The sequence below is a fragment of the Romboutsia sp. genome, from assembly GCF_035470145.1.
Lineage (GTDB): Bacteria > Bacillota > Clostridia > Peptostreptococcales > Peptostreptococcaceae > Romboutsia_D.
Window position 1 is genome coordinate 1 of sequence record NZ_DATIRC010000009.1, and the last position, 3,693, is coordinate 3,693.

At 26.9% G+C, this 3,693-nt stretch carries 6 protein-coding genes; 4 read left to right on the forward strand and 2 right to left on the reverse strand.

From position 1 onward, the window contains the following. Window positions 1-231 precede the first annotated feature (231 nt). From VLM92_RS00235 to VLM92_RS00245, 3 genes are all read left to right on the forward strand, one after another. Complete coding sequence (locus VLM92_RS00235) at window positions 232-669, forward strand: GNAT family N-acetyltransferase (protein WP_325274346.1); 438 nt, start codon at window positions 232-234, stop codon at window positions 667-669. A 183-nt stretch (window positions 670-852) separates the two neighbouring features. Further along, entirely contained in the window at window positions 853-1,128 is a 276-nt protein-coding gene (locus VLM92_RS00240; protein ID WP_325274347.1) for a hypothetical protein, read from the forward strand. A 351-nt stretch (window positions 1,129-1,479) separates the two neighbouring features. Next, a complete protein-coding gene (locus VLM92_RS00245) occupies window positions 1,480-1,857 on the forward strand; it encodes a DUF6608 family protein (protein WP_325274351.1) in 378 nt (125 codons plus the stop codon). 137 nt (window positions 1,858-1,994) lie between these two features. On the opposite strand, the gene VLM92_RS00250 is transcribed toward VLM92_RS00245, so the two are convergent. Together VLM92_RS00250 and VLM92_RS00255 are read right to left on the reverse strand one after the other, a co-directional pair. Continuing rightward, window positions 1,995-2,264 carry an AbrB/MazE/SpoVT family DNA-binding domain-containing protein gene (locus VLM92_RS00250; protein WP_325274348.1) on the reverse strand — a complete coding sequence of 90 codons (270 nt, stop codon included), beginning with the start codon at window positions 2,262-2,264 and terminating at the stop codon, window positions 1,995-1,997. 601 nt (window positions 2,265-2,865) lie between these two features. After that, window positions 2,866-2,982, reverse strand: a complete 117-nt coding sequence (locus VLM92_RS00255) for an SPOR domain-containing protein (RefSeq protein ID WP_325274349.1) — start codon at window positions 2,980-2,982, stop codon at window positions 2,866-2,868. A gap of 83 nt (window positions 2,983-3,065) precedes the next feature. Between VLM92_RS00255 and VLM92_RS00260 the strand changes: the two genes are divergently transcribed. Beyond that, window positions 3,066-3,693: DUF5105 domain-containing protein (locus VLM92_RS00260; RefSeq protein ID WP_325274350.1), on the forward strand; the 628-nt coding region annotated here is incomplete at its 3' end.

The window sequence follows — 3,693 nt, forward strand, 5'->3', positions numbered from 1 at the left end:
TCTTAAATGTCTAATCATTATGTCCGTGCCTATTGTCTGCTTTTTGATTATCGTGTCATTTATTGTTGTCTATGTATACAATGTACCATTATTTTGAACGAAAGTCTATAGTATGAATTATTTTTTATATAAAAATTACTTCATCCAACAAAACTATCAAATCGCATCAGTATATATAATTTGTTATTAAATTAGACTTTAATTACAAATGTAAAAAAAGGAGGAATTGAGTTGATTACATACTGTGATTCAAAGGATATTAGTATATCTAAAGTAAAAGAGTTTTATTGTAATTATGCAACTTGGAAAGTAACAAATAAATATGATGATTGGGAAAAAATAATAAAGAAATCATCATGCATTATAACTTATTGGAATAGTGATAATTTAATAGCAATGGCTAGAGGGTTAAGTGATGAAGTTAGGTGGGCTACAATAATAGATGTTTTAGTACATCCTAATTACAGAGGGAAATCTATAGGAAAGCATATGATAGAAAAGTTGTTAAATATGAAGGAAATGCAAGTAAGAACTGTTTATTTAGCAACACCTGATAAAGAAGAGTTTTACAAAAAATCAGGTTTTAAAACAGCTAATAAGCATTGCTCTTATATGATTAAAGTAAATAAATTAAACGAATCTGATTATATCTTGCCTGCTAATGAGTAATATATAAATTTGATTTTATTAACTTTACAACATTATTAAATTATGAACACAAAAGGTAGCCATTAATTACTACCTTTTGTGTTCAATTAAACATCTGTTTTAGTGTACAGTGCTAAATCTTAAATTCTGATATAATTAAATTAACAATTGATAGATAGTCTGAACAAAAAATGGGGGGATTATATGAAGTATGAAATTGCAAAGAGGTATTTAGTAGTCATGGCTATTATTTTTATAATAGGCTTAATATTAACACTTTCGTCAGTATCAATAGGACGAAGTATTGCATTAGATATATTAATAGAAAATGGAGGAATGGATACAGCAGAGTATCAACTAATTATTAAATCTTATATAGAGTCTCTGAGGGCTTGTGGCGTAGTTACTTCATTATTAGGTGGATTAGGAACTTTACTTAGTGGATATACATTATATAATAATACTAATGAACAATCTTGAGATATTGTAAACTAACAGAGTAGTAATCTAAAATTATTACTCTGTTTTTAGTGTTCATAAAAGCATATCTTATCATAGACACTTTTGATAGATAAATTAAACTTCAATAACAGTAGTTAATTTAATATAAGGTGTTCAAGAAATTACATTAGTGTTTTTATGTACAAAGTGAAAGTGTCATAACTTAACAGTATTAATACTGTAAAAAGATTATACGTATAGACGGTACATTATGATAGAATATACTCAATAATTTACGTCGGAATTGTATTAAAATGTGAAGCAAACATTATTTGGATAATATATGAGGAGGAAAAATGAAATAATGGAAACAATTAAAAAATCGTCAGTATATTTTGTGTGATTTTTACAATAACTACATTAGTAAGTAGTATATTGCAGTTGTGTATGGGGCAAGTAACAGATACCAACTCTCATATTATAAATAGAGGTGTAGTTGTACTAATCGCTATTATAACAATTACCCTTTTCGACAAGATAAAACATAGAAGTAAAATTTTATCATATTTAATTCCATACAGTATTTCCATGTCAATTGTATTTGCTTATGTATGGATAACTGGGTTTTGGGAAGAGTTACACCCAAATGCATACAGAGATATATTTTTGAATTTTACGGTAGTTTCAATTGTTATGGCTGGAGCTATTACAGCGAAAGATTATATTAAAGCCAAAAGCAATGTAATGAAAAAGGAGAATAATCTATAATCTTGATAGTTACACATTCTTACAATAATGAGAATTATAGACCATGTTTTAATAATATTAGAAAAACATGGTCTTATTTTATTTTACGGTAAGTAGTTAAAACTAAAAAACATTTCTCTTTTTTGTTGTTTTTTAGTTTACTTATTAAACTTTTCAATTATTTCATTTAAACATTTTCTACACAGAGGAGAATTTTTAAATGAAATAGTATCTTCTTGACTATCACAAAAACTACAATTACTTATACTTTTTTCAACTTGTATATAGTTTTTAAATAATTTAATATTGACTACTTGATTCTTTTGAAAATTTAACTTATCTCTCATCTCCTTTGGCAAAACAAGTCTACCTAAGTCGTCAATAGTACGTTCTACACCTAAGGATAAATCTTTAGAATTATTTTTCATTGCCTTCCTCCATAAATAACTTAATCAATTTATTTTATTAGATATTGATGGAAAAGTAACTGGAAAATAATTACATTAAATTCTATTCTATTTTTTATTAACGGAGGAATGGAACAAAATAAAAGAACCTTCAAATTTAACTTTAGCTACCCTAGTATCAATACCATTTATGTTTTTTAGATTAATATTTTATATAAATCCAAGTCTAAAACGGGGTCCAAAAAATTGTATTAATGTTTTTATGTACATAATAGCAGTGTCATAACTTTAAAATAATGATTCGGTTATTTAGGAGCGTTAATTCAGTACATCAATCAGTGTTATAGCTTAGGCAAATATATCATATTGGGACAAGTACAAAATGATATATTTTATTTATATTAAAATCATTAGTATTCGCCGCAGATATGAGCTGAGCCCATAACTACTGGTGCTATTTTTAATATAAAGTTTTTTGCCTATTAAATGTTATGAATTTAGAAACATAGTTTGTGAGAATTTCACCATGTATCGCATCTACGAAACGAAATATTAGTTGGTTAGTAATTTACAGGTTTATATGCAAAAGGCCAAGAGTGAAGGAGACCACACTTGGATTTTATTAGTTTATTGCTATGTAGGTATCCTTAAAGCCTTTAGATATAGCTTCATTTTTAAGTTTTACTGCATTAGATTTATCTTTGAAAGCACCTATGCAAACTCTATAAAATATACTCATATTACGATAAAATAACTTTTACAGGTCAGACCATTATATGGTAATATATTTAATGATAGAGGAATTAAAGGGGGATAATAACAATGAAAAGATTTAAAAAAATAGTCTCAATTATGCTACTTTTAACATTAGTAGTTGGAGTATCTGGATGTAGTACTCAATCTCCATCGGATACAGTTAAAATTTATTTTGAAGAAGTAAAAAAAGGTGAAAATGGCGATTTTTCCAAATTATTAAATGAAAATTTGAATGAATCAGAGAACAAAGAAGATTTTTCAGACGAAGCATCTAAAAAGTTAATGGATTCGATGAAAAAATTAACATACACTATAAACTCTGAAAAAATAGATGGTGATTCTGCAACTGTAAATGTAAAAGTTAATGGGCCAGATATGGCTACAGTAGTAGCAAAATACATGCAAGAGGCAGTTACAATGGCCTTTTCACAAGCATTTTCAGGAAATCAACCAACAGAAGAGGAATCAGAGAAGCTATATAATAGCATCTTATTAAAATATCTAGAAGATATTAATTATACAGATAGAACAGAAGATATATCATTAACAAAAAAAGATGGTCAATGGCAAATAAATGATGATGACGCATTATCAAAATTAATACTTAATATAGACAGTTCGTTTATGAATTCAGGAACACAAGATGAAAAAAATAGTAAGAAAGAGATTAAAGAAATGACTATAAATCAACCAT